Source organism: Promicromonospora sp. Populi (genome assembly GCF_041081105.1).
Taxonomy (GTDB): domain Bacteria; phylum Actinomycetota; class Actinomycetes; order Actinomycetales; family Cellulomonadaceae; genus Promicromonospora.
The window spans coordinates 1,547,376-1,572,703 of record NZ_CP163528.1 but is presented as its reverse complement, the minus strand read 5'-3'; the positions used below and the strand labels follow the sequence as shown (position 1 = coordinate 1,572,703).

The following is a 25,328-nucleotide window of genomic DNA, read 5'->3' as shown; positions in this document are numbered from 1 at the left end:
CCGATCTGGGCCCGGATGTTCAGGCCAGTCATACCGGCTGTCGCGTGCTCGCCAGCTCGCGCAGCCGGCGCAGCCCGGCGGTGGTCGCGATGACGAAGAGCGTGTCTCCGGCGTGCAGGAACCGCCCGTCCGAGGGCTCGATCATCAGCCCCCCGCCGCCGCCCGGCTGGGCCTTGGTGCGGATCGCCAGCAGGCGGCTCTTCGAGTCGCCCTCGTCGGACCTCCCGACGGCCTCCTCGTCCGCCCCCATGGCGCCGTCCAGGTCGACGTCGTCGGGCTGCATGCGGGCGAGGCGGCTGTTGTTCGCGATCACGATCTCGGCGAGCACCAGCACCCGGTCCCGGTAGGGGATCGTGGCCTTGACCTCCTGGCCGATCATCGCGGCGGCGAACCACGGCGCGGCGAGGAACGAGGAGCTGAGCCCGGCCGAGTCGGGGATCTCGCGGCGGATCCGGCGCGCCAGGTCCCTGTCGTACACCCGCAGGACCGTGCGCAGCTGCGTGGGTGTGGCCCGCTGGATCGCCCGAGCCGCGAAGCCGATGCCGATGGTCATCGCCCCGCCGCTCGTGACCACGACGATCGCCTGGGCGGTGTCCACGTACGCCGCGCGCAGGGTCGCCGCCCGGCGGGCGTCGCCGATCACGACGGGGACGTCCCGCGCGCGCGCCACCGCGATACCGCGCGCGGACTCGTTCATGTCGACGGCGACCACCGGCACGCCCCGCCGGTCCAGGGACCGCACGATGCGGGTGCCGAGATCGCCGAGCCCGACGACGACCACGTGGTCGGCCATCGCGTGCAGCGGGGAGCCCGCGTCGAGCAGGCGCTGGGTCCGCACCACGCCGTCGACCACCACACCGGTGACCCACGGGATGACGGCGACGCTCACCACGGTCAGGGCCACCTGGGTGGCCTTGACCACGGGGTTCGCTTCGTGGTCCGGGTCGCTGCCGGCCAGGGCGGGCAGCACCGCCTCGTACAGCGCACCGCCCCAGGAGGAGCCCGTGGCGAGCATCATCGTTGTCGCCCCGATGACCACGACCACCAGCAGCACCCCCGCGGCGAGCAGGAGGTTCCACCCGGACGTGACCGCGAGCGTGCGCACGTACTCGCCGAACCGGCGGCGGCGGTGCGGGTCCACCTCGTCCTCGTCGGGCTCGAGCTCGGCCTTCACCTCCGGCAGGACGTCGGCCTCGGCGGCGTCCGCCAGGAGCACCTTGGGGGTGAGGCCGCGCAGCTGCTCGTCGCTCGGGAGCGCCGTGACGGTGCCGTCCTCGGCGGTCGCGAACAGGACCATTCGGGTCGGCAGGGGCGTCGCCTCGTCCGACACGGCCACCAGGCGGCGATGCTGCACCGGGAGACGGATCAGGCGGCCCAGCGCGGCGCCGACGATCTCAGGTGCCGCAAACGCCGACGAGGACAGCACAGTGCAGTTGTCACGCTCCAGGTGCCGCCCCAGCGACTCGTCGAAGATCCGGACCACAACGTGCAGCTCGGGCCAGGCCTCGCGGAGCAGGAGCGCCAGCGAGACGTTGCCGCCGTCGTCCTGGTCCACCAGCGCCGCAGCCACTGCGCGGTCCGCTCCGGCCGCGGTGAGGACCTTCTCGTCGACCCGGTCCGCCACCACGAGGTCGACCCGGTCGAGGGCGTCCATCTCGACGGCGTACCGGAAGTTGCGGTCGGGCACGACCACGGTCACGGTGCCGCTGAAGCGCGTGCTGAGCGCGCGGGTCAGGCGGAAGGCGAGCGCGCCGGCACCGACTACGACGTAGTGCGCGTTCGTGCCAGGTCCGGGGGCTGTCATGGTCGCCGAGCGTAGCCGGACCCTCCGACATCGGGCACACAAAGTGCGCTCGTTGCCGGAGGGTCCGGGAGGTCAGGCTCAGGCTCTGTCCGATCCGCCTGAGCCTGCGGTTCCGCTGCAGGCGAGTGCCTCGTTCCTCGGCCCTCACCCTGCGCTGCACCTCCGGCTCAGGCGGGGACGTTCGCCACGCCGTCGGGCAGGAACCGCCTGCCCAGGACCTTCTCGCTGTAGCCGGTGCGGTCCAGGTACGGCGTGATGCCGCCCGTGTGGAAGCCCCAGCCGGCGCCGAGGATCATCGCGAGGTCGATCTGCTGCGGGCCGGGCACCACGCCCTCGTCCAGCAGCAGCCCGATCTCGGTGGTCAGCGCCGTCAGCACCGAGTCGAGCACACCGTCGGCGTCGAGCACGACCTGCCCGTGCCTGCCGGGCTCACCCGGGGTCAGCGCCGGGCCGAAGTACTCCTGGATGGCCGGGTTGACCGGCTTCGGCTGGCCCTTGGGGGCGTCCAGCACCACGCGGGTGCCGTCCTCGACGATCCTGGCCAGGCCCTGCGAGGCCGGGATGCGGTCGCCCAGGTTCTCGCGGAGCGAGGTGAGGACGTGCTGCGCGACGGCGGGGCCGACCAGGTCGGTCAGCTCGAACGTCGGCATCGGGAGGCCGAGCGGCGCGAGCGCCCGGTCCGCGATCTCGACGGCCGTCCCGCCCTCGATCGCGTCCACGACCTGGCCCGCCACGAGCAGCAGCAGGCGGTTCACGATGAAGCCCGGGCGGTCCGCCGACATGATCGCCGTCTTGCGGAGCTTCTTGGTGATGGCGAACGCCGTGGCGAGGGCCTCGTCGGAGGTGTGCTCTGCGTTGATCACCTCGACCAGCGGCATCTGGGCCACCGGGTTGAAGAAGTGGATGCCGACGACGCGCTCGGGGTGCCGCAGGTCGGCTGCCATCTCGGTGACGGACAGCGCGGAGGTGTTGGTCGCCAGGATCGCCTCGGGGGCGATGATGTCCTCCAGCTCGGCGAACACCTTCTTCTTGAGCCCCATGACCTCGGTGACGGCCTCGATCACGAAGTCGCACGAGGCGAACTCGCCGATGTCCGTGGTGCCGGAGACCGACGCCACGATGCGGGCGGCGGCGTCGGGCGTCAGCCGTCCGCGGCCGGCCAGCTTCTCGGCGGTCTCCTGCACGAAGGCCAGGCCCTTGTCCACGCGGTCCTGGTCCAGGTCGCGCATGACGACGGGCACGCCGAGGCGCTGTGCGAAGAGGAACGCCATCTGGGCGGCCATCAGACCGGCGCCCACGACGCCGACCCGGGTGACCGGCCGGGCGAGCTTGGGGTCGGGCGCGCCCGCGGGCTTCTTGCCGCCGCCCACGAGGTTGAACGCGTAGATGCTGGCGCGCATCTCGTCGGTCATGACCAGGTCCGCCAGCGCCTGGTCCTCCGCGGCGAACGCGTCGGTCTTGGTGGCGTTGCGGGCCGCGGCGATGAGCTCCAGCGCGCGGTGCGGCGCGGGCCGCGAGTTGCCGACCAGGGTGTCGAGCTGTGCCTTCGCGGCCGCTACGACGCCGTCCCACACGGGCTGCGGGTCGAGCTCGCGGCGGGGCACCTCGATCTCGCCGGTGACCACCTTGGCCGCCCAGATGATGGACTGCTCCAGGAAGTCGGCGGCCTCGAACAGCTCGTCGACCAGCCCGATCTTCAGGGCCTCCGCGGGCTTGTACGGCTTGTTCGCGGCCGGCCGCGTGAGGATGACCTCGACACCCTTCTCGACGCCGACCAGGCGTGGCACGAGGTAGGCGCCGCCCCAGCCGGGGATGAGGCCGATGCCGGTCTCGGGCAGGCCGAGCGCCGCGGCGTCGGACGCCACCGTGCGGTAGTCGCAGTTCAGGGCGACCTCGAGGCCGCCGCCCAGCGCCAGGCCGTTCACGAACGCGAAGGTCGGCACGCCGGTGGCCGCGCGCAGGTCGCCGAGGATCGTGTAGGCGGCGTGGCCCATGCGGGCCAGCTCGACGGCCTCGGCATGGCCGCTCACCGACGTGATCCCCTTGAGGTCGGCGCCCGCGGCGACGAAGTACGGCTTGCCGGTTACACCGACGGCCGCGATCTCGCCGGCCTCCGCGCGGGTGCGGATGCCCTCCAGGGCGGCCTTGAGCTCGGCCATGCCGGCCGGCCCGAGCGTGTTGGGCTTCGTGTGGTCCAGGCCGTTGTCCAGCGTGACCAGGGCGAGCACACCGGCGCCGCCGGGCAGGGTGACGTCCCGGACGAGCGAGTGGGTGACGCGCTCCGTCGGAGCGGTGGGGGTGGGGGTCTCAGACACGGGTCAGTTCTCCTCGTCCGTGTGGCCGGAGTAGTCGGCGTGGTGCGGGTTCTCCCAGATGACGCTGCCGCCCTGGCCCAGGCCCACGCACATGGCGGTGAGGCCGTAGCGGACCTCGGGGTGCTGCTCGAACTGCCGGGCGAGCTGTGTCATCAGCCGCACCCCGGAGCCGGCCAGCGGGTGGCCCATGGCGATCGCGCCGCCGTACTGGTTGACGCGCGGGTCGTCGTCGGCGATGCCGTAGTGGTCCAGGAACGAGAGCACCTGGACCGCGAACGCCTCGTTCAGCTCGAACAGGCCGATGTCGTCGATCGTCAGGCCCGCGCTCTTCAGGGCCTTCTCCGTGGAGGGCACCGGGCCGTAGCCCATGATCTCCGGGGGCACGCCGGCGTAGCCGTAGGACACCAGGCGCATCTTCGCGGGCAGGCCCAGCTCGGCGACGACGTCGCCTGAGGCGAGGATCGCGGCGGTCGCGCCGTCGGTCAGGGGCGACGACGTCGCGGGGGTGACCCGGCCGCCCGGGCGGAACGGCGTCTTGAGGCCCTGGATGGACTCGAAGGTGGTCTCGGGCCGGGCCAGCTCGTCGGTGGTGGCCAGGCCCCAGCCCAGCTCGCTGGAGCGGATCGCTACCGGGACGAGGTCCGGCTCGATGTTGCCGTTGGCCAGCGCCTTGGCGTACTTGGCCTGCGACTCGACGGCGAACCGGTCCGCGCGCTCCTTGGTGAGGTGCGGGAACTTGTCGTGCAGGTTCTCGGCCGTGATGCCCATGTTCAGGGCCTGCGGGTCCACGAGCTTCTCGGCGACGAAGCGGGGGTTCACGTCGGCGGCGAAGCCCATCGGGTGGCGGCCCATGTGCTCCACGCCGCCCGCGATGACGACGTCTGCGGCGCCCATGGCGATGCCCGCGGCGGTGGTCGTGGCGGCCGTCATGGCCCCGGCGCACATGCGGTCGATGGCGTAGCCCGGCACGGACTGGGGGAGGCCCGCGAGCATGCCGACCGTGCGGCCGAGCGTGAGCCCCTGGTCGCCCTGCTGGGTGGTGGCGGCGATGGCCACCTCGTCGATCCGCTCCGGGGGGAGCTCGGGGTGCCGGCGCAGCAGCTCGCGCACCACCTTCACGATCAGGTCGTCGGCGCGCGTCTGGGCGTACTGGCCGTCGGGCTTGGCCTTGCCGAACGGCGTGCGGGCGCCGTCGACGAAGACGACGTCGCGAACCGCACGGCGGGCACGCGGTGTTTCCGGGGCTGCGGGCATCAGCAGAACTCCTGGTTTTGGGGACGGCGGCGTCCGGTGAGCGACGCCGCTGGATCGAGATACACGCTACCGCGAGTACCGGTAAAAAGCACGCACGAGATGAGACCCGGTCCGCCAGATCTGGCGCCGGACCCGAGACTGAGTCCCAGATGTGACGCACGCCTCTCGGCTCGCGACGGATGATCGGCAAAAGGGTCAGGTGATCGGCAGCCCGAGCTACCGATCACCTGACCCTCTACCGATCACCCGGGCGCCGCCCGGGATACGCGCTCAGCCGTTGCCGCGGAGCTTGCGGACTACCTTCTTGGCTGCCGGCAGCGCCTGGTTCCAGGTCGAGTACCAGCGCGAGAACGGCACGTCGATGCTGCCCACCAGCTCGTCCTCGTGGTCGGCGAAGCCGCGCTTGAAGTTCGAGATGCCGTCGTTGAGCAGGCCGTTGACGTCGTAGCGCACCACGCCGCGCTCCTTCATGCGGGTGATCGCGTACCACTTCAGGCCGTAGTTGGCGCGCAGGTTCATGCCGTCGTCGTTCATGCCGCCGTACAGCTCGAACGACGTCGTGCTGGAGGCCGCGAACCAGACGAACGAGACCGGGCGGTCGTGCGGGCCGCCCTCGACCGAGCGGGCGAACGCCGCGTACACCGGGGAGGCCGGTCCCAGGGCCGACTTCACCAGCCGGTAGTAGTCGTCCGAGTGCAGGCCGAACCCGGCGCGCTCGGCAGTCTGGCGGTAGATCTCCAGGCACGCATCCAGCTCCTCGGGGAGCGTGACCTCGCGGAAGTCCAGGTCCTCGCGCTGCGACTTGCGGATGTACTGGCGCGTCTTCTTGGACATCACCGACATCAGCTCGTCCTCGCTCTTGAGCAGGTCGAGGATGAGCGTCGAGGGGTACAGGATCGGGTTCGGCGCGAGCCGCTTGTCCTCGAGGGTCACGGTGGTGCCGACCGGCCAGTCCGGCTCGATCGTGATGCCGACGCCGCCCACGTTCTCGCGCGCCCACTCGACGACGGCGTTGGTCACGGCGTTGCGGGTCGCGGTGTCGCCGACGCCGAAGACCGCCTGCGCCGTCTTGCCTTCGTGGTGCGCGACGACGGGGCCGCGCGGCACGTAGGAGAGGGCCTTGAACTGGGCCGGCAGGGGCCGCACGAGCAGCTGCGCCAGGCCGACGGTCGAGCCGTCCTCGGTCACCCGCAGGCGGTGCGCGCGCCAGCTCCCGGCCGCCTTGACCTCGCCCCATCCCCACAGCTGGAGCGGGTGTCCACCCAGGGCGAGCACCTCGCGATCCCAGGTCGAAGGTTCGGTGACGACGTCGACGGCGAGCGTGAGGGGCTCCGACAGGGCAGACATGGGGACGACTCTACTGGGGTGCGCGTGCCGCGTTCACACCGGTTCGTGCGCTGCGTCGGCGAACGCCTGCTCCAGGCCCTGCGCCAGCAGGTCGATCTGCCACTCGCGCGCACCGCGGCTGAGCAGGAACTCGGCGATCCCCGCAGCGTCGGCCGGCGTCGGCGGTGTCCAGCACAGGCGGCGCAGCGCGTCCGGCTGCAGCAGGTTCTCGACGGGCACGGACCGCTCCTCGGACAGCGCGGTGACCAGCTCGCGAGCCGTCGCGAGCCGGCGGGCCGCCGCGGCGTCGCGGTCGCCCCAGGTCCGCGGGGGCGGCGGGCCGTCGGAACGAGGGCCACGCACGCTGGGCAGCTCGGCGTCGGGCAGGGCCCGGGCCTCGTCGATCGCCTTCTGCCAGTAGCCGGCCCGGCGCTTGGTGCCCTTGCCGGCGAACTCGGGCAGCAGCACGAGCTGCCCGGCGGTCTTCGGCATGGCCTTGGCCGCCGCGACGATTGCGCGGTCGGGCAGGACGCGGCCGGGCGAGATGTCCCGCGTCTGGGCGCTGGTGTCCCGCGCGACCCACAGCGCGCGCACGGCGGCGACCTGGCGAGGGTTGCGCAGCACGTGCATGCCGGAGGTACGCCGCCAGGGATCGACCCGCGCGGCCGGCTGGGGCGCAGTGCGTACGGCCTCGAACTCCTGCGCCGCCCACTCGGCCTTGCCCGCGGCCTCCAGTCGCTCGGCGAGCCGGTCGCGCAGCTCGACGAGCACCTCGACGTCGAGGGCGGCGTACCGCAGCCAGTCCTCGGGCAGGGGGCGGGTGGACCAGTCGACGGCGGAGTGCTCCTTCGCCAGCCCCAGGCCGAGCACCTCGGCGACGACGGCGGCGAGCCCCACCCGCTCCATGCCGAGCAGCCGTGCGGCCAGCTCCGTGTCGAAGACCCGCGCGGGCCGCAGCCCGTGCTCGGCGAACCCGGGCAGGTCCTGGGAGGCCGCGTGCAGCACGAACTCGGCGTCGCCGACGGCCTCGCCCAGCGGCGACAGGTCCGGGACACCTACCGGGTCGATCAGGGCCGTCCCCGCGCCCGCCCGCCGCACCTGGACCAGGTACGTCGCCTGGCCGTACCGGTACCCGGAGGCACGCTCCGCGTCGGCGGCCACAGGCCCGGAACCGGCAGCGAACGCCTCGACGACGCGCGCGAAGGCGCCCTCGGTCGCGACGACGTCAGGCAGCCCGTCGGCAGGCTCGGTCAGGGGTGTGACTGGGGCCGGCACGGGCGGCGATGTCTCCGCAGGGACTCCTCGCTCCGTGGTGGTCATGGACCTACCGTATGGCGTTGCCTGGAACCGTCGGTAAAACGCCTGGTGAGCGCTGCGACGCCCTCGGGCAGCGGAGGCACCCCCGCCGCCGTGGTCAGCAGCGCCGCCCACGCGTGCAGGTGCGGGCCGAGGTGCGTGCCGAGCGGCGTCCACGACGCGCGGATCTCGAGGTCGACGGCATCCGGGCTGCCCTCCAGCGCGCCGTAGCTGTGCGACAGGACCCGGGTGACCGTGCCGCCGTCGGCCACGGTATCCGTGCCGGGGGCGAGCCCCGCGGCCTGAAGGCTCTCGCCCACCCAGGACCAGGCGACGTCGGCCAGCATGGGGTCGGCGGCCATCTCCGGCTCCAGCGTGGCGCGCACCAGCGTCACCACCCGGAAGGTGCCGTGCCAGGCCTCCTGGCCGGCCGGGTCGTACAGGACGACGAAGCGGCCCGTGGCGAGCGGGTCCTCGTCGTGGTCGTGGTCGCCGTCGTCGGCCCGGCCCGGACCGGCGCCGCGGCCTGGCCGAGCCGGTGGCACGGCGGGGAGCACGTCACCCGAGAGTGCCACGCTGTAGGGGGCCACCCTGCGCGGAGCCGGGATCTCCGTGAGGCGCACCTCGGCGCGCAGGGCTGCCGCACGCAGGTCGGCGAGAGCCGCTGCGAAGTCGACGGGAACGCCGGTGGGCGGGCCGCTGGTCACCACTTCACGGTACGTCCGCAGGTCTGCCGCAAGAAGGAGGCGCGCGGCAGACGCTCGATGGTGACCTGCGTCGTCGTCCCCGGGTGGGCACTAGGCTGGCCGGGGGTCACCGCGCGCCACGCGCGCGGCGCCCGTTCCCACTGCAGAAGGAGCAAGAACGTGTCAGGCACAGCACAGATCGGCGTCACCGGGCTGGCGGTGATGGGTCGCAACCTCGCGCGGAACTTCGCACGTCACGGCTACACGGTGGCGGTGCACAACCGCTCCTACGCCAAGACCGAGTCGCTGATCGCGGAGCACGGGAGCGACGGCGAGTTTGTTCCCAGCGAGTCGATGGCCGACTTCGTCGCGTCGCTCGAGCGGCCGCGCAAGGTAGTGATCATGGTCAAGGCCGGCGGTCCCACCGACGCCGTCATCGACGAGCTGGTGCCCCTCCTTGAGGAGGGCGACATCGTGGTCGACGCCGGAAACGCGCACTTCCCGGACACGATCCGGCGCGAGGCCGCCCTCAAGGAGCACGGCCTGCACTTCGTGGGCACCGGTGTGTCCGGCGGCGAGGAGGGTGCGCTCAACGGCCCGTCCATCATGCCGGGCGGCACGCCCGAGGCCTACGAGTCGCTCGGCCCCATCCTGGAGGACATCTCCGCGAAGGTGGACGGCACCCCGTGCTGCACCTACGTGGGCTCCGACGGCGCCGGGCACTTCGTCAAGATGGTGCACAACGGCATCGAGTACGCCGACATGCAGCTCATCGCGGAGGCGTACGACCTGCTGCGCCAGGGCCTGGGCGCCGGCGCGGCGGAGATCGGCGAGATCTTCGCGCAGTGGAACACGGGCGACCTGGAGTCGTTCCTCATCGAGATCACCGCCGACGTGCTGCAGCACGTCGACGCGGCCACCGGCCAGGCGTTTGTCGACGTCGTGCTGGACCAGGCCGAGCAGAAGGGCACGGGCCGCTGGACCGTGCAGAACGGCCTGGACCTCGGTGTGCCCATCACGGGCATCGCGGAGGCCACGTTCGCGCGTGCCCTGTCCGGCTCCGTGCCGCAGCGCACGGCGGGCCGGGCGGCCCTGCCGGCGCACACGCAGGAGTGGGAAGTCAAGGACCGGGACGCCTTCATCGAGGACGTCCGCCAGGCCCTGTACGCCTCCAAGGTCGTCGCCTACTCGCAGGGCTTCGACCAGATCGCGGCGGCGGCGGCGGAGTACGACTGGGCGATCGACCGCGGCGCCATGGCCCGCATCTGGCGCGGCGGCTGCATCATCCGCGCCCGGTTCCTGAACCGCATCACGGAGGCGTACGAGCGCGACGCGGACCTCCCGCTGCTGCTCGCGGACCCGTACTTCACCGACGCCGTCGCGAGCGGCCTGCCCGCCTGGCGTCGCGTCGTCGCCGGGGCGGCACAGAACGGCGTGCCTACGCCCGCGTTCTCCTCCTCGCTGGCGTACTACGACGGCGTCCGTGCCGAGCGGCTGCCGGCCGCCCTGGTGCAGGCGCAGCGTGACTTCTTCGGGGCGCACACCTACAAGCGGGTCGACCGCGAGGGCACGTTCCACACCGAGTGGTCGGGCGACCGCGCGGAGGTCGAGGCGTGAGGGGATACCCCGCGGACAAGGGGCCGGTGGACGGCGGCGGCGAGGTAGCCGTCCCGGAGATGTTGGTGGTGGGGATCGGCGGCGACGTCGGGGCGTACGCCCTGGTGCGTGCGTTCCACGAGCAGTACGGCACCCACGGGGTGGTGCTCTCCAAGGTCGCCACCCGCGCGATGCAGGACTCGGCGATCATCGAGAACGTGGTGGTGCCCGGCATCGACGAGGTGGACGTGCTCCTCTCGACGCTGGAGGGCCTTGCGCAGCAGCACCGGGACAAGGTGCTGGTGCTGCTGACGAACGCGGACTGGCACGTGCGCACCCTCATCCTGCACCGGGAGCGGCTGGAGGCGGCGGGCTACGTGCTGCCGTACCCGTCGCTGCCCGTGCTGGAGCAGGTGAGCAGCAAGGAGGGCTTCGCGCAGGTGTGCGCCCGCCTCGGCATCCCGACGCCGCGCACGGTAGCGGTCGACGTCGCCAAGCTGGTGGCCGACGGCGGCCGGGCGGCCGTCGGGGCGCTGGAGGTGGACCTGCAGTACCCGGTGGTCGGCAAGCCGTCCAACAGCGCCGAGTGGTACTACGTGGACTTCCCCGGCAAGAAGAAGATCCACCACATCGATTCCCGCGCCGAGCTCGACGAGCTCCTGGGCCACCTCGCGGACGCGAAGTTCCCGGGCACGTTCCTGGTGCAGGAGTTCATCCCGGGCGACGAGACGCAGATGCGGTCCCTGACCGCGTACCGCGACACGACGGGGGAGGTGACCTTGCTGGCGACGGGCCGCGTGCTCCTGGAGGAGCACACGCCGGGCACGCTCGGCGTCCCCGCCGCGATCCTCGTGGAGGCGTACGACGACGCCATGGATGCCGCGACGAGGTTCCTGCACACTACCGGCTACGTGGGCTTCGCCAACTTCGACTACAAGCTGGACCCGCGAACGGGCCAGCACGTGTACTTCGAGGTGAACCCCCGGATCGGGCGGAACAACTACTACGTCACGGCGGGCGGGGCCAACGTGGCCCGCGTGCTGGTGGAGGACCGGGTGCTGCACCGTCCGATCCGCCCGGTGCGGGCGGTACAGGAGGTGCTGTACACGGTGGTGCCGTTCGGCCTGCTGTCGAAGTACGTGCTGGACCCGGAGCTCAAGGCCCGGCTCAAGGCGCTCAAGGCGCGCGACGCCGTGGTCAACCCGCTGAAGTACGACGCTGACTCCGGCCTCAAGCGCCGGCTCATCGTCGAGGCGATCACCCAGAACTACCGCCGCAAGTACGCGCAGTACTACCCGGAGCCCACGGCGACGGGCTACTGACCGTCAGGAGCCTGATGTCGGCACTTGGCATCGAGATCGGTCCAGCCCTGGGCCGATCTCGACGCCAAGTGCCGACTTCGTGCCCTGTGTGTCAGGGGGTGGGGAGTTTTACCCATTTTCAGCCTTGCGTGTTGTGTGGCGTATCGGGACACTGTGTGCGCACTTGCTGGAGATTTCCGGCATAAGACGTGAGAGAGGTTTTTCCCGATGTCGTTCATCGAGTCGATCCGCACCGTGCTGTCCAAGTACGCGGTGTTCAACGGGCGCGCGAGGCGTTCCGAGTACTGGTGGTACGCCCTGGCCGTGACGATCCTTCAGACGATCCTCTACGTGCTGCTGATCGTGCCGGGCCTCAGCGCGTACTCCGCGGCCCTGTCCGAGGCCATGGTCACCCAGACGACGACGCCGCCGGCGATGCCTGGTTCCCTCCTGACCGGCTACACCGTGCTGTCCCTCATCAGCCTCGCCCTGCTGCTGCCGGGCCTGGGCGTCACCGTCCGCCGTCTGCACGACACGGACCGGTCCGGCTTCTGGGTCTTCCTGGCCCTGGTCCCGATCGTCGGTGGCATCATCCTGATCGTCTGGGAAGCGACCGAGGGCACCCCGGGCCCGAACCAGTACGGCCCGGACCCGAAGGCCGTGGAGCAGGCCCCCGCCGTCTGACCTAGCCTGACCGCATGAACAACCCACGCCCCGTCCTCGTTGTCGGGGCGAGCGGGTACGTCGGCAGCCGGGTCGTACGCGGCCTGGCTGCCGACGGTCGCCCCGTGCTCGCCGCCTCCCGCTCGGCGCCGCCGGAGGAGCACGACGACGCCGTCGTGCACGTCACCTACCGGAACCTGACCACCCTGCCCGACGCCGTCCGCGCCGCCTGCGCGCGTACCGGGCTCCCGCTGCCCGGGGCCGTCGTCGCGTCGATCGGCGGCTGGCACAAGGGCGAACCGCTGCTGGCGGCCGACCCGGACCAGTGGTCCGCGACCCTGGCCTCCCACCTCACCGCCCACCTGGAGGCCGCACGCGCGCTGGTGCCGCTGCTGGAGCCGGGCGACCCGTACGTGGTGCTCAACGGCGCCGCGTCGCGCGAGCCGATGGCCGGGGCCGGCGCGATCTGCGTGACCGGGGCCGGACTGGCGATGCTGGTGCAGGTGCTGCGGCTGGAGGCGGGCTCGGACCGTTCGGCCGGCTCGGTCGCGGGGAAGCCGGCACGGTCCGTGCGGTTCCACGAGCTCGTCGTCGACCACGCTGTATCCGGCGACGACCGCAATGAGAACCCGGCCCAGACCCGGACGCCGGCCCAGGTCGTCCATGCCCTCGGCGAGCTGCTCGACCACGCCGACGCACCCACCGTCGTGCACGTGTGACGTTGCTCTCCTGGCCCGCCCAGCGGGCCGCCCCGCCGGTAATCTTTTGCCTCGTGACAGTCTTCACCAGCGACACACAGATCGCGACGACCGCCCTCTGCGCGGTCCGACCGCAGGTCCCCGTCGACAGGCTCGTCACCGACCTGGTGCCGCCGCGCCACTTCGCGCAGGCCCGGTTCGCCACCTACCGCGCCAACCCGGCCCACCCCAGCCAGGGCCGCGCCCTGGCCCGGCTGCAGGAGATCGCCCAGCAGGTCTCGGCCCCGAGGCGCGGCCTGTTCGCCCGCCGCCAGGCCGCACCGGCGGTCTACCTCGACGGCGGCTTCGGCGTCGGCAAGACGCACCTGCTCACCTCGCTGGCCCACGCCGTCGGCGAGGCGCTCGGCACGGACAAGGTCGCCTACGGCACGTTCGTCGAGTACACGAACCTCGTCGGGGCGCTCGGGTTCCTCCCGACCGTCGAAGCGCTCGCCGCCAAGAAGCTGGTCTGCATCGACGAGTTCGAGCTCGACGACGCGGGCGACACGACCCTCATGTCCCGCCTCATGCGCGAGCTCGCGGACCGGGGCGTGGCGCTCGCCGCGACGTCGAACACGCTGCCCGACGCGCTCGGCGAGGGCCGGTTCGCCGCTGCGGACTTCCAGCGCGAGATCAAGGCCCTGTCCGACCGCTTCGAGACCCTCCGGGTCGACGGCCCGGACTACCGGCACCGTGATGTCGTCACCGACTCCGAGCCCTTGACCGAGGCCGAGGTCACGGCGGCCGGGGCCCGGCCGGGCGCCACGCTCGACGCGTTCGACGACCTGCTCGACCACCTCGCCACCGTGCACCCCAGCCGCTACGGCGCGCTGCTCGACGGCGTCTCCGTGGTCGCCCTGACCGGTGTGCACCCCGTGACGGCGCAGGAGGTGGCACTGCGCCTCGTGGTGCTCGTGGACCGCCTCTACGACCGCGACGTACCGGTCCTGCTCAGCGGCGCCGGCGACACCCGCGGCCTGTTCACCGACGAGATGTTGACCGGCGGCTACCGCAAGAAGTACTACCGCGCCCTGTCCCGCCTAGGCGCTCTGGCTGAGGAAGGCCGCAAGCTCACCACCCCCTTGGTCGTGGGCGCGATCATTGCGCCCAGGACGGGCGCTTAGTCGCAACGGTCGCGCTCACCACCAAGACTTCCGGTCAGCTCGCCGCGAGGCGGGCCTTTTCTGCTTCGATGTCGAAGGTGGCTGGGGGCCAGTCCAGGTCGAGGGAGCGCAGGGCGCCCGTCAGCAGCTCGGTGACGGCCAGGCGCGCGTACCACTTGCGGTCCGCCGGCACGGCGTACCAGGGCGCCACCGGTGTGGACGTCCGGTCCAGCATCTCCTGGTACGCCGCCAGGTACTGCGGGAGCTTCTCGCGCACGTCGATGTCGCTCGGGTTGTACTTCCAGTGCTTGTCCGGCCGGTCGAGGCGTTCGGCCAGGCGCTTCTTCTGCTCGTCGGGGGAGACGAAGAGCGCAACCTTCACGATCAGGGTGCCCGACGCCGCGACCTCGGCCTCGAAGTCGTTCAGCTCGCGGAAGTGCTTGCGCCACGTCCGCACGGGTTCGAGCCGGTCCACCCGCACCACCAGGACCTGCTCGTGGTGGGACCGGTCGAACACACCGAGATATCCGGGGCGGGGCAGCGCGTTCCGGACGCGCCACAGGTAGTCGTGCTCCCGCTCCTCCTCGGTGGGCACACCGAACCCGCGGTGCTGCACCCCCTGCGGGTCCACCATGCCCACGGCGTGCCGCACGATCCCGCCCTTGCCCGAGGTGTCGAGGCCCTGGAGCACCAGCAGGACCGACCGGTCCCCGCCGGTGCGGCCGTGCGCGAAGAGCCGCTCCTGCAGCTCCGCCAGCTGAGGCGCGCGCGCCGCGAGCAGGGCCTCGCCGTCGGCCCGCTTGCCGGCCCAGCCGGGGGTGGACGTCTCATCCAGGGTGCTCAGGTCAGTGCCGCGGACCCAGCGCAGGGCCTCGTCCGCCGGGGTCTTCCAGAGCGTGTCCGGCTTCGCGGCCTTGTCCGGCTTCGCGTTTTCCGGCTGCTTGGCGCTGTCGGGCCGCTGCGCCTTCTCCGGCCGCTTCGCCTTCTCGGGCTTTGCCTTCTCCGGCTTCTTCGCCATCGCCAGCCTCCTTAAGCGGTCCGGCGGGTGCCGGTCTCCACCTCAGGCTCCCAGGTCAGCGCTCCGCCCGCAGCACGGCGGTCATCCGGGGCGGCACCGTGAGGGTGTCGCCGACCAGCCGCGTGGCCCCCGGCTCCCACGCGGCGGCGAGCCGGTACGCGCCGGGCAGCGGGGCCTTGGTCGCTCCCTCGGCGGGTCGCAGCAGGCTACCCAGGCGCAGGGCCGCCAGGCCGTGGCCCGTGTTGAGCACAAACGCGAGGCTGCCGCGCAGCACCGCGATGACCGAGCGGTCGGCAGTGGACCGGACCTCCAGCGGGAGGTCCAGCTCGTCGGAGATGTCGTGCCGGACGGCGATCAGCTCGTGCGCCCAGCGCGCCAGCCGCCGCTCGCTCTCGTTGCGGGGGGCGACGGGGGCATGCACGGTGTCCAGGACGAGCGGGTTGCCCGCGAGGATGACGGAGGCGAGCACGCTGGCCCGGATGTCGACGTCGTCCACCCCGAGCAGGGCCGTGGCGGGGCTGTCCTCACCTGCCCACGGGACGGTGAGCTGGGCGGCGGGGAGCCGCGTGATGTCCTCCACCACTGCCGCGCCGGCCCGGACCTTGTTGCGGCGCCCGCCGTTCTGCCGGGTGGCCCGCCGCACCGACGGGTGCACCAGGTCGGCGAGCATCTGCAGCGCCTGGATGTCCTCGGTCTTGCCGGGGCCGGACAGGAGGCGCAGCAGGATGGTGGTGAGCCGGTCGCTGCGCCCGGGGCCGTCCACGAGCAGGCTGAAGCGCCGTTCGAGCTGCTCGCCCATGCCGACGACGTAGTCCGCGAGCTCGCCGAGGAACGGCGTGGGCGAGCGGTCCACGAGCGCGTCGACGTCGAGCACCAGGCCGTCCACGTGGTACTCGCGCAGCCAGTGCCGGGCGTCGTCGACGAGGAAGTCGCGCGGGCCACGGCTGCCGCTGCCATCGAGGTTGATCCGGTCGCCGACGTAGTCCGTGCGGACCGTCGGGGCGGACGGGACCTTGCCCGCCCGCGTGCCGATCGAGGGCACCCCGCCGCTGCGGAGCTGGATCGGGCCGGTGCGCGGCCGGTCCAGGGGTACCTGCCCGGTCCGGGGGCGCATCGCCTGCAGGGCGTGCTGGCCCGGGTCGCCCAGCTCGGGGCGCGGGGTGCGGGTCCGGCCCCCGCCGCCCATGAGGTACGGGCCGTAGGCCTCCAGCCCGAGCTCGTCGGCCACCGCCCAGCGGTAGGGGATGTCCAGGACGACGGCGAGGCCCAGGGCGTGCGCGGCGTCGATGAACCGCTGCAGGGCCCGCGGGCCGCCGTAGGGCTCGTGCACCGAGTAGAGGCGCACCCCGCGTGACGGACCGAGCGCGGGGTCGAACGCGGCGACGGGCGCGAGCTCGACACCCTGCACCCCGAGCTCGGCGACCGACGGCAGCACCTCGGCCGCGGCGTCCAGGGTGCCCTGCGGGGTGAACGTCTCGACGTCGACGTGCATCAGCACGCTCGTGGAGAGGTCGGGCGGGGACCAGGCGCCGTCCGACCACTCGAAGGCAGGGTCGAAGACCCTGGTGGGCCCATGGATGCCCTGCGGCAGCCACACGCTGCGCGGGTCGGGCAGCAGCGGGCCGCCGTCGACGGAGTAGCCGTAGTCGGTGCCGTGGCCCAGCACGCTGTCCGCGCCCCAGTACCCGGGCTCGCCCGCGCCGACCAGGCGCAACGGCATGTGCTCGGGTTCCTCGTACGGGTCGTAGGGGACGAGTACCTCGATGATCCGGGCACGCGGGGCCCACACCACCGGCCTGGGCCCGGGAACAGGCATGTCAGGCCCGGGACGGGGCGGCGGTGTGCTCCCCCCGGCTCCACTCCTCGGTCCGGTCACGGCGGACAGCCTAGCCCGGTGTTCCGGATGGGCGAGTCAGTACGACGACGCTGTGACCTGTGACGGCGAGCCGGGTGCCGGCATCGAGCACGTCTCCGGGCTCCGCGCTGCCGTCGGTGTCCAGCACCACGGTCCAGGCTTTTCCGTAGGTCGCGGGCGGCACGGTGAAGTCCAGGGCCCCGGAATGGGCGTTGAGCAGCAGCAGGAACGAGTCGTCGACCACCGCCTCGCCCCGGATGCCGGTCTCCGTGATCGCGTCGCCGTTCAGGAAGACGGTCACCGTCCTGGCGTAGGACTGGTGCCAGTCCGTGTCGTCCATGCGTGCGCCGGTGAGGTCGAGCCACTCGACGTCGGCGGGACCGTCCGCGGCCTCGGGCGCGACCTTGCCGTCGAAGAACCGGCGGCGGTGCAGGATCGGGTGGTCGCGGCGCAGCCGGACCGCGTGCCGGGCGAACTCCAGCAGTGCGGCGCGCTCGGCGTCGAGCCCTCCCTTGCCGCCCCAGTCCATCCAGGTGAGCTCGTTGTCCTGGCAGTAGGCGTTGTTGTTGCCCTGCTGGGTGCGGCCGATCTCGTCGCCGTGCGCGATCATCGGCACGCCCTGGCTCAGCATGAGCGTGACCAGGAGGTTGCGGCGCTGCCTCGCGCGCAGCTCGGTCACCGCCGGGTCGTCGGTGGGACCCTCGACGCCGCAGTTCCAGGACCGGTTGTGGTTCTCGCCGTCCTTGTTGTCCTCACCGTTGGCCTCGTTGCGCTTCGTGTTGTACGCCGTGAGGTCGGCGAGCGTGAAGCCGTCGTGGGCCGTGACGAAGTTGATGGACGCGCTGGGCATCCGGCCGCTGTGCTCGTACAGGTCGCTGGAGCCGGTCAGCCGGGAGGCGAACTCCGGCAGCGTGGCCGGCTCCCCGCGCCAGAAGTCGCGGACCGTGTCGCGATAGCGGCCGTTCCACTCGGTCCACAGCGGCGGGAAACCGCCCACCTGGTAGCCGCCGTCGCCCAGGTCCCAGGGCTCGGCGATCAGCTTGACCTGGGAGATCACCGGGTCCTGGTGCACGATGTCGAAGAACGCGCTCAGCCGGTCGACCTCGTGGAACTGGCGGGCCAGGGTGGCCGCCAGGTCGAAGCGGAACCCGTCCACGTGCATCTCTTCGACCCAGTAGCGCAGCGAGTCCATGATGAGCTGCAGCACGGCGGGGGAGCGCATGAGCAGCGAGTTGCCGGTGCCGGTGGTGTCGAAGTAGTGCGCCTCGTCGCCGTCGACCAGCCGGTAGTAGGCGGCGTTGTCGACGCCGCGGAAGCCCAGGGTGGGGCCGAGCTGGTTGCCCTCGGCGGTGTGGTTGTAGACGACGTCGAGCAGCACCTCGATGCCCGCCTGGTGCAGGGCCTTGACCATGGCCTTGAACTCCATGACCTGCTCGCCGCGCCGGCCGTAGCCCGCGTACGCGTTGTGCGGGGCGAAGAACCCGATCGTGTTGTAGCCCCAGTAGTTCGTCAGGCCTTTCGCCGCCAGGGACGGGTCGGTGACGAACTGGTGCACCGGCATGAGCTCGATGGCGGTGACGCCCAGCTTCTTCAGGTGCTCGATCACCGCCGGGTGGGCCAGCCCCGCGTAGGTGCCGCGCAGCTCCTCCGGCACGTCCGGGTGGCGCATCGTCAGGCCCTTGACGTGCGCCTCGTAGATCACGGTCTCGTGGTACGGCGTGGCCGGCGGGCGGTCGTGGCCCCAGTCGAAGAACGGGTTGACGACCACGGAGACCATCGTGTGGCCCAGCGAGTCGGCGGGGTCCGGCGTCGTGCCCGTCGTCGCCTGCTTCACGTCCGAGAACGGGTAGGAGAACAGGGACGGGTCGCCGTCGAGGTCGCCGTCGATGGCCTTGGCGTACGGGTCCAGCAGGAGCTTGGCCGGGTTGCAGCGATGGCCCGACGCCGGGTCGTACGGGCCGTGCACCCGGTACCCGTACCGCGTCCCGGGGCCGACGCCGGGCAGGTACACGTGCCACACGTGCGCGTCGGTCTCGGTGACCTCGATGCGCGTCTCGGCGTCGTCGTCGGCCAGCAGGCACAGCTCGACCCGCTGCGCCACCGAGGAGTAGAGCGCGAAGTTGGTGCCCGTACCGTCGAACGTGGCGCCGAGGGGGTAGGGGCGCCCTGGCCAGGTCTGCATCGCATGATCATCACACCCTGGCGCGGTGCGTGGGGGGAGATCTGCGTGCTGGGCGTGCCGTCTGGGTGGAGGCTTCGCACGAATCCGAAATACTGTGTCAAGCGGATGCGCCAAGGTCCTGGCGCCTGCAAGGATGGGGCAATGATCACGGGGGAACCCCAGCCCGCCTCTGACCCGCTCGACTCGCTCGACCCGCTCGGCTCGGTACCGACCGATCTGATCGACGAGTCGAATGCTTCCTACGCCCACATCGCGCCGCCGGCTGTCCGCCGCGTCGCAACCCGCCGCGGCCTGCTGGGCGGCGGTGACGTCTCCAAGGCGCCGCGCAATCTTGCCGGCTGCGAGCTGGAACCCATCTCGGGTTCGTCGAGCGGGGTGTCCTGGGACGACCCGGACGAGCTCTGACTCCTCGGCTCTTCGCTTCGAGTCTCAAGTTTCTTCGCTTTGAGCCCGTCGAAAGAGGAGCAACCTAGGTCTCGAAGGGGAGGGTCAGCGGGGTCGGCGAGCCGGGTCGACCGGGATGAGCCGCGGCATGCCCGGCGGCGCCACCGTGCTCAGGGCCAGGTAGCGCGCCTCGGCGCGGTGCAGGCGGATGTGCTCGTCGAGCGACCACTGCGGCCCGTTGGTCAGCGTCATGCCGCAGGAGCAGTCGATCTCCTCGCGGTCGCCGGCCAGGTGCCGCACGAGCCCCACGGTGACGTGAGAGGCGCGAGCATCGGCCTTGGCCCGGTGCATCGCGGAACTGACGGGCGCATGTTCGGTCACGCGCCCCAGGCTAATCCGTGAGATCGCCTGCTTGCGCGCGCCCGGGCCCGCGCCCGGGTCAGCGGGGGATGCGGTCCAGGGCCTGGAGGACGTCGTCCAGCAGGTCCGTCACGTCTTCCAGACCCACCGAGAGGCGGACGATCGACGGCGGCACCTCGGCCTCCGTGCCGCGCACCGAGGCGTGCGTCATCTCGCTCGGGTAGTTGACCAGCGACTCGACACCGCCGAGCGACTCGGCCAGCAGGAAGACCTGCGTCGACTCGGCGAACGTGCGCGCCGCCTGCTCCCCGCCCGCGAGGTCGAGCGAGATCATGCCGCCGAACCGCGACATCTGGTGCGCCGCGATCTTGTGCCCGGGGTGGTCGGGCAGGCCGGGGTAGAGCACGCGGGCCACGGCCGGGTGATGCACCAGGCGCTCGGCGAGCGTCTGGGCGGTCTCCGAGTGGCGCTGCATCCGCACCGAGAGCGTCTTGATGCCGCGCGTGGTGAGGAACGCGTCGAACGGGCTGGAGACGGCGCCCGCGGCGAACTGCACGTAGCGCACCTGCTCCGCGAGCTCGTCGGCGCCGTTCGCCACCACGACGGCCCCGCCGACGACGTCGGAGTGCCCGCCGAGGTACTTGGTGGTGGAGTGCACGACGACGTCCGCGCCGAGGTCCAGCGGGCGCTGGAGCGCCGGCGAGGCGAACGTGTTGTCGACGACCAGGAGCAGGCCGGCGTCGTGCGCCAGCTGGGCCAGCGCGGGGATGTCGCTGATCTTCATCAGCGGGTTCGACGGCGTCTCGACCCACAGGATCTTCGACTCGGGCCGCACGGCCGCGCGCACGGCGTCGAGGTCGGCGGTGTCGACGGTCGTGTGCTCGATGCCCGACTTCCCGTGGATGGTGCGCACCAGGCGGTGCGTGCCGCCGTAGACGTCGTTCGGCACGAGCACGTGGTCGCCCGGCGCGAGCGTCGCCCGCAGGAGGGCGTCCTCCGCGGCCAGGCCCGAGGCGAACGAGATGCCCTGGGCGCCGCCCTCGATCGCGGCTAGCTGCTCCTCGAGCGACGTGCGTGTGGGGTTGCCGCCGCGCGAGTACTCGTACCCGCCCCGCAGCCCCCCGATGCCGTCCTGCGCGTAGGTGGAGGTGACGTGGATCGCGGGGATCGCGTCGCCGGTGGTGGGGTCGGGCTGCTGTCCCGCGTGGATGGCGAGCGTGTCGAACCGGCTCGGTCGTGCGTCGTTCATGGTTCGTCTCTCTTCGAAGTTTGTGGTGTGCGGGTCAGACCGCGAGGTATTCGAGCAGGTCGGAGCGGGAGACCACGCCGAGCGCCTTGCCGCCGTCGGTCACGAGCAGAGCTGTCTCGCCGGCGAGCGCCGCGCGCAGCGTCCCGACGGGCTCGTTGACGCCGACGAGCGACAGGGACCGGCCGATGAGCCCGCCCACCTCGTCGGAGAGGTTCACCTTGCCCGCGAACACGCCGTCGAGCAGCTCGTCCTCGTGCACCGCGCCCGCGATCTCGCCGAGCACCACTGGCGGTTCCGCGGTGAGCACGAGCAGCTGGGAGACGCCGGAGCGGGTCATCCGGTCGATCGCGTCGCGCACGGTGTCGGTCTTGTGCACGTAGAGCAGCGCCGGGGTGCGGTCCGCCTTGGCGGCCAGCACGTCGGCGACGGTGTGGTCCTCGATGGCGGGGGAGAAACCGTAGGACCGCATCCAGGTGTCGTTGAAGATCTTGCCGAGGTAACCCCGGCCGCCGTCGGGCAGCAGGACCACCACCACGTCGTCGGGACCGAGGTCGCGCGCGGCCCGCAGGGCTGCGACGACTGCCATGCCGCTCGACCCGCCCACGAGGATGCCCTCCTCGCGGGCCAGGCGCCGGGTCATGGCGAACGACTCGGCGTCGCTGACCGCGATGACCTCGTGGGGCACGCTCGGGTCGTACGCGGTGGGCCAGAAGTCCTCGCCGACGCCCTCGACGAGGTACGGGCGGCCGGTGCCGCCCGAGTAGACCGACCCCTCGGGGTCGGCGCCGACGATCCGCACCCGGTCGCCGGAGATCTCGCGCAGGTAGCGGCCGGTGCCCGTGATGGTGCCGCCCGTGCCGACGCCGGCGACGAAGTGCGTCACCTTGCCCTCGGTGTCCCGCCAGATCTCGGGGCCGGTGGTCTCGTAGTGCGAGCGCGGCCCGTTGGGGTTGGAGTACTGGTCGGGCTTGAAGGCGCCGGGGATCTCACGGACCAGGCGGTCGCTCACCGAGTAGTACGACTCGGGGCTGTCCGGTGCGACGGCGGTGGGCGTCACCACCACCTCGGCGCCGTACGCCGTCAGGACGTTGCGCTTGTCCTCGCCCACCTTGTCCGGCAGCACGAATACGCAGCGGTAGCCCCGCTGCTGGGCGACCAGGGCGAGGCCGACGCCGGTGTTGCCCGACGTGGGCTCGACGATGGTGCCGCCCGGGAGGAGCTTGCCCTCGCGCTCGGCGGCCTCGATGATGCGGCCCGCTATGCGGTCCTTCGAGGAGCCGCCCGGGTTCACGTACTCGAGCTTGACGAGCACGGTCGCGCTGGTCACGCCCTCGGTCACCCGGTGGAGCCGGACGAGGGGCGTGTTGCCGACAAGCTCAACGACAGAATTGGCGTACTGCACCTGTTTTCACTTCCTGTTTCTGGGCGCGCGGTATGCGCGAAGGACTGACGGGCCTGCGACGAGGGGAGTCAGCGACAGCAACAGGAGAGTGCGAGCACGTGCCCAACTGTAGCGGCGCGCGCCGCTCAGTGCGAGTGTGCGATGCCTAACTCGTGCATGCGCTCGTGCTCCTCGCGGTCCTTGATGCGTTGCGCGATCCGCGCCTGCACCTCAGGTCGGCGCAGCGGCGGCACGTTCTTAGGCGGCTGACGGCGCTCCGGCAGCGCGTCGAGCAGGCGCGTCACGATCTCCGAGATCTCGGCGGTGGCCCGCTCGACCGGCTCGCGCGTGGCGTCGCTCACCATTGTCACGCCCGTGACCTTGCGCACGAACTGCAGGGCCGCGGCGGTGATCTCCTCGTCGGTGGCCGCGGGCTCGAGCCCGCGCAGCGTGGTGATGTTTCGGCACATGCACCGACCGTACGCCGCTCAGCGGACGTGCGGCAGGCCCTTCTGGTCGCCGAGGAACGCCGCGTAGCCGTCCAGGAGGCGGGCCAGGCCGAACTCGAAGAGCGAGTCGAGGGTGAGGTCCACCTCGGTCGCCGTCGCCACGGCGAGGTGCGGGAACTTGCGCCGGTCTGCGGCGGCCTTCAGGTCGGGCAGGGTCCGGTCCATCCACTCCTCGTCGGTCAGGCCGTCGTCCCGCCGGGCCAGCACCGCGGGCTCGATGCTCACGCCGAGGCCGCGCACGAGCTGGAAGACGGAGACCGCCAGGTGCATGCGGGTGTCGATGTCGAGGGGCCGGCCCGGGATCCCGTCGAACGCGCCCAGCATCGCCTCCGTGTGCGCCAGCCCGTGCGGCACCACCTGCGGCCGCGTCATCGACATGACGTGCGCCGCCCACGGGTGGAGCTGGAACGCGCCCCACAGGGTGCGGGCGCAGGTCTCGGCGCGGGCCCGCCAGCCGTCGGGCAGCGGATCGGGAAGCGGCGACTCGGCGTACACGGTGTCGAGCATGCGGGTCAGCAGCTCCTCGCGGCCCCGCACATAGCGGTAGAGCGACATCGTGGGGATGCCCAGGTCGGTAGCGATCCGCCGCACGGACAGCCCGCCCAGCCCCTCGGCGTCGGCGGTCGCCATGGCCAGGCGCACGACGTCGTCGACGGTCGGGGCATTCGCGGCCCCACCGGCGCTCGCGGCCCCCGCGGCGACGACCGTGCCGACCCCGCGGCGCACCTCGACGAGCCCGTCGCGGCGCAGCGCCTCCAGGACCCGGCTCGCCGTCGCCATCGCGACGCCGTGGTCGGCCACGATGCGGCGCGTGGACGGGACGGGCTCGCCAACGGCGAGCTCGCCCGACCGGATGCGGGCGCGGATCTGATCGGCGATCCGCTCGGCGGTGGTGGTCATCCTGGCTCCCTGTACTAGTGCACTCGGCGGGCTCAAGCAGTGCGTTCCACGTACCGCAACGGCGGCCAGTCCGGTGCACTACCTGGCGCACTAGCCGGTGCTTTGCCCAGCATAGGACGGCTCGTACGGTGTACGAGACACCAGCGCACCACTCGAACCAGGGAGCAGCCATGACCCACGTCCTCATCTCCGGCGCCAGCGTCGCCGGACCCGCCCTCGCCTTCTGGCTCCGCCGCTACGGCGTCGACGTGACGGTCGTCGAGCGCGCGCCCGGACCCAGGCCGGGTGGCCAGGGCATCGACGTGCGCGGCGCCGCCCGGACCGTCCTGGACCGGATGGGCATCATCGACCAGGTGCGCGCCGCCCACACCGGGGTGCGCGGGCTCGCCTACCTCGACGCGGCAGGCCGGCGCCGGGCCGAGATGCCGGCCGAGCTGTTCGGCCACTCCGGCGGCGTGATCGCCGACATCGAGATCCTCCGCGGCGACCTGATGCGGATCATCATGGACGCCACCGAGGGGGTGGAGTACGTCTATGACGACACGATCACGGCGCTCGAGCAGCTGTCCGACAGCGTAGCGGTCACCTTCGAGCGGTCCGCACCCCGGCGGTTCGACGCCGTCGTCGGGGCGGACGGCGTCTTCTCGACCACGCGCCGCCTGGCCTTCGCCGGCGCGTGGCGCGCCGTCGACTCCGGGTACCACCGGGCCGTGTTCACCGCCGAGCCGGCGCACGCGGCCGGGCGCGACTCCTGGGGCCTGGACGGCTGGGAGCTGATGTACTCGATGCCGAAGGGCAACGGCGTCGGCGGGCGCAACGTCCTGCTGTACCCGGCGCACGGCGGCGCGCGCGGGATGGTGCACTTCGCGGGCGCTCCGGTGGACCACGACCGGCGCGACATCGCCGGGCAGAAGCGGATAGTCGCCGACGTCCTGGCCGGCGAGGGCTGGGAGGTGCCGCGCCTGCTGGACGCCATGTGGCGCGCCGACGACTTCTACTTCGACCGGCACGTGAAGATCGAGGTGGAGTCGTGGCACCGCGGGCGGGTCGCGCTCCTGGGGGACGCCTGCACGGCGGGCTCGGCGGGGATGGGCACCTCGCTGGCGCTGGTGGGGGCGTACGTGCTGGCCGGCGAGCTCGCCCGGGCCGACGGCGACCCCGCGGCCGCCTTCGCCGCGTACGAGGCGAAGGTGCGCCCGTATGCCGCGCTGAACATGAAGCAGATCCCGGGCGGCGCGCGCGGATTCCTGCCGCCGACGAGGTTCGAGCTCCAGGCTCGCATGGCGACGATGGTGGTGCTGCTCAAGACCCCGGTGGCCAAGCTGATGATGGGCGGCCTGGACAAGGCGGTGGACTCGATCGACCTCCCGGACTACTCCCTCAGCCTTGACGGGAGATTCATCAAGTGA

At 72.0% G+C, this 25,328-nt stretch carries 21 protein-coding genes; 7 read left to right on the top strand and 14 right to left on the bottom strand.

Going from position 1 to position 25,328, the window contains the following annotated elements:
• Window positions 1-28 precede the first annotated feature (28 nt).
• The 6 genes from AB1046_RS07035 to AB1046_RS07010 all read right to left on the bottom strand — a co-directional run bounded on the left by AB1046_RS07035 (window position 29) and on the right by AB1046_RS07010 (window position 8,702).
• Window positions 29-1,804: an NAD-binding protein gene (locus AB1046_RS07035; RefSeq protein ID WP_369373736.1), complete on the bottom strand. Its 1,776-nt coding sequence runs from the start codon at window positions 1,802-1,804 to the stop codon at window positions 29-31.
• Window positions 1,805-1,971: 167 nt separating this feature from the next.
• Window positions 1,972-4,119 carry a 3-hydroxyacyl-CoA dehydrogenase NAD-binding domain-containing protein gene (locus tag AB1046_RS07030; protein ID WP_369373734.1) on the bottom strand — a complete coding sequence of 716 codons (2,148 nt, stop codon included), beginning with the start codon at window positions 4,117-4,119 and terminating at the stop codon, window positions 1,972-1,974.
• Window positions 4,120-4,122: 3 nt separating this feature from the next.
• Window positions 4,123-5,373, bottom strand: a complete 1,251-nt coding sequence (locus AB1046_RS07025; RefSeq protein WP_369373732.1) for an acetyl-CoA C-acyltransferase — start codon at window positions 5,371-5,373, stop codon at window positions 4,123-4,125.
• Between the two features lie 270 nt (window positions 5,374-5,643).
• Complete coding sequence (locus AB1046_RS07020; protein ID WP_369373730.1) at window positions 5,644-6,720, bottom strand: lipid II:glycine glycyltransferase FemX; 1,077 nt, start codon at window positions 6,718-6,720, stop codon at window positions 5,644-5,646.
• Window positions 6,721-6,753: 33 nt separating this feature from the next.
• Window positions 6,754-8,019, bottom strand: coding sequence for an HRDC domain-containing protein (locus tag AB1046_RS07015; RefSeq protein WP_369373728.1), 1,266 nt, complete (start codon window positions 8,017-8,019; stop codon window positions 6,754-6,756).
• Entirely contained in the window at window positions 8,016-8,702 is a 687-nt protein-coding gene (locus AB1046_RS07010) for a DUF3000 family protein (RefSeq protein ID WP_369373726.1), read from the bottom strand. Before AB1046_RS07010 ends, AB1046_RS07015 begins: the two co-directional genes overlap by 4 nt.
• 159 nt (window positions 8,703-8,861) lie before the next feature.
• Here AB1046_RS07010 and gndA point away from each other — a divergent pair, with 159 nt between their 5' ends.
• The 5 genes from gndA to zapE all read left to right on the top strand — a co-directional run bounded on the left by gndA (window position 8,862) and on the right by zapE (window position 14,102).
• On the top strand, window positions 8,862-10,298 hold the full coding sequence (gndA, locus tag AB1046_RS07005) for an NADP-dependent phosphogluconate dehydrogenase (RefSeq protein ID WP_369373724.1): 1,437 nt from the start codon (window positions 8,862-8,864) through the stop codon (window positions 10,296-10,298).
• On the top strand, window positions 10,295-11,599 hold the full coding sequence (locus AB1046_RS07000; RefSeq protein WP_369373722.1) for a carboxylate--amine ligase: 1,305 nt from the start codon (window positions 10,295-10,297) through the stop codon (window positions 11,597-11,599). The genes gndA and AB1046_RS07000 overlap by 4 nt, the downstream gene beginning before the upstream one ends.
• Before the next feature lie 207 nt (window positions 11,600-11,806).
• Window positions 11,807-12,262, top strand: coding sequence for a DUF805 domain-containing protein (locus AB1046_RS06995; protein WP_369373720.1), 456 nt, complete (start codon window positions 11,807-11,809; stop codon window positions 12,260-12,262).
• Between the two features lie 14 nt (window positions 12,263-12,276).
• Window positions 12,277-12,960: an NAD-dependent epimerase/dehydratase family protein gene (locus tag AB1046_RS06990; RefSeq protein WP_369373718.1), complete on the top strand. Its 684-nt coding sequence runs from the start codon at window positions 12,277-12,279 to the stop codon at window positions 12,958-12,960.
• A gap of 53 nt (window positions 12,961-13,013) precedes the next feature.
• Entirely contained in the window at window positions 13,014-14,102 is a 1,089-nt protein-coding gene (gene zapE, locus AB1046_RS06985) for a cell division protein ZapE (RefSeq protein ID WP_369373716.1), read from the top strand.
• Between the two features lie 34 nt (window positions 14,103-14,136).
• Here the strand turns inward: zapE and AB1046_RS06980 are convergent, their stop codons facing one another.
• The 3 genes from AB1046_RS06980 to glgX form a co-directional block, all read right to left on the bottom strand.
• A complete protein-coding gene (locus AB1046_RS06980; protein ID WP_369373714.1) occupies window positions 14,137-15,099 on the bottom strand; it encodes a PPK2 family polyphosphate kinase in 963 nt (320 codons plus the stop codon).
• Window positions 15,100-15,154: 55 nt separating this feature from the next.
• Window positions 15,155-16,915, bottom strand: coding sequence for a hypothetical protein (locus AB1046_RS06975; RefSeq protein WP_369373712.1), 1,761 nt, complete (start codon window positions 16,913-16,915; stop codon window positions 15,155-15,157).
• A 70-nt stretch (window positions 16,916-16,985) separates the two neighbouring features.
• Window positions 16,986-19,136, bottom strand: a complete 2,151-nt coding sequence (gene glgX, locus AB1046_RS06970) for a glycogen debranching protein GlgX (RefSeq protein WP_369373710.1) — start codon at window positions 19,134-19,136, stop codon at window positions 16,986-16,988.
• 141 nt (window positions 19,137-19,277) lie between these two features.
• Here glgX and AB1046_RS06965 point away from each other — a divergent pair, with 141 nt between their 5' ends.
• Window positions 19,278-19,541 (top strand): hypothetical protein, encoded by a 264-nt coding sequence (locus AB1046_RS06965; protein ID WP_369373708.1) that lies wholly within the window; start codon window positions 19,278-19,280, stop codon window positions 19,539-19,541.
• A gap of 84 nt (window positions 19,542-19,625) precedes the next feature.
• On the opposite strand, the gene AB1046_RS06960 is transcribed toward AB1046_RS06965, so the two are convergent.
• The 5 genes from AB1046_RS06960 to AB1046_RS06940 form a co-directional block, all read right to left on the bottom strand.
• Window positions 19,626-19,871 (bottom strand): hypothetical protein, encoded by a 246-nt coding sequence (locus AB1046_RS06960; protein WP_369375606.1) that lies wholly within the window; start codon window positions 19,869-19,871, stop codon window positions 19,626-19,628.
• A gap of 88 nt (window positions 19,872-19,959) precedes the next feature.
• The gene (locus AB1046_RS06955; protein WP_369373706.1) at window positions 19,960-21,129 is read right to left on the bottom strand and encodes a cystathionine gamma-synthase; all 1,170 of its coding nucleotides are present in this window, start codon (window positions 21,127-21,129) and stop codon (window positions 19,960-19,962) included.
• Window positions 21,130-21,163: 34 nt separating this feature from the next.
• The gene (locus AB1046_RS06950) at window positions 21,164-22,531 is read right to left on the bottom strand and encodes a cystathionine beta-synthase (RefSeq protein ID WP_369373704.1); all 1,368 of its coding nucleotides are present in this window, start codon (window positions 22,529-22,531) and stop codon (window positions 21,164-21,166) included.
• A gap of 125 nt (window positions 22,532-22,656) precedes the next feature.
• Window positions 22,657-22,980, bottom strand: a complete 324-nt coding sequence (locus AB1046_RS06945; RefSeq protein ID WP_369373702.1) for a DUF2277 domain-containing protein — start codon at window positions 22,978-22,980, stop codon at window positions 22,657-22,659.
• An 18-nt stretch (window positions 22,981-22,998) separates the two neighbouring features.
• Window positions 22,999-23,919: a GntR family transcriptional regulator gene (locus tag AB1046_RS06940; protein ID WP_369373700.1), complete on the bottom strand. Its 921-nt coding sequence runs from the start codon at window positions 23,917-23,919 to the stop codon at window positions 22,999-23,001.
• 170 nt (window positions 23,920-24,089) lie between these two features.
• On the opposite strand from AB1046_RS06940, the gene AB1046_RS06935 reads away from it, so the two are divergent.
• Window positions 24,090-25,328, top strand: a complete 1,239-nt coding sequence (locus AB1046_RS06935) for an FAD-dependent monooxygenase (RefSeq protein ID WP_369373698.1) — start codon at window positions 24,090-24,092, stop codon at window positions 25,326-25,328.